Below are 586 nucleotides of genomic sequence, written 5' to 3' on the forward strand. Positions count from 1 at the left end.
GCTACCAGCACGTCCACCACCACTCCGACACCGCCGCGCTGCTGGGGTGGGCCGGGGAGCGCGGGCTCCCGCTGGTCGGGATCGACAACCTGCCGGGGGCGGTCCCCCTGGAGACCCACCCGCTGCCCCGCGAGGTCGTCCTGGTGTTCGGCCAGGAGGGCCCGGGGCTGTCGGAGGAGGCCCGGAAGGTGTGCGAGGCGGTGCTGTCGATCGCGCAGTTCGGGTCGACGCGGTCGATCAACGCGGGTGCCGCCGCGGCGGTGGCGATGCACGCCTGGGTGCGGGCGCACGTGTTCGACCAGTCGGTGTGAGCGCGCGCCCGATGTGAGCTCGGCCACCGCCACCCGCCCCCGAACTCGCCGTGACAGTACCGTGATCTACCATGTGCGGAGCGCCCCCTAGCCGGAGAGTTCTTGGGATGAGTCCGATCGTCACCGCCGCCGCCCGCCCCGCCACGATCGACGACGTGCCCGCCGTGGCCCGGGTCCTGAGCCGGGCGCTCCACGACGATCCGCTCTTTCGGTGGCTGTTCCCCGACGACGAGCAGCGGATGGCCCGAACCCGGCGTTTCCTCGCGCTGACGGCG

Annotated in this window: 1 protein-coding gene and 1 pseudogene; both read left to right on the forward strand. The window is 73.2% G+C overall.

The genetic code is table 11. From position 1 onward, the window contains the following. Positions 1 to 311, forward strand: a 311-nt coding sequence (locus tag D471_RS0101580; RefSeq protein ID WP_017597002.1) for a TrmH family RNA methyltransferase, incomplete at its 5' end; no start/stop codon positions are given. A 107-nt stretch (positions 312 to 418) separates the two neighbouring features. Continuing rightward, a pseudogene (locus D471_RS41530) lies at positions 419 to 586 on the forward strand (GNAT family N-acetyltransferase); the annotation flags it as partial.

Source organism: Nocardiopsis lucentensis DSM 44048 (assembly GCF_000341125.1).
Taxonomy (GTDB): Bacteria; Actinomycetota; Actinomycetes; order Streptosporangiales; family Streptosporangiaceae; genus Nocardiopsis; species Nocardiopsis lucentensis.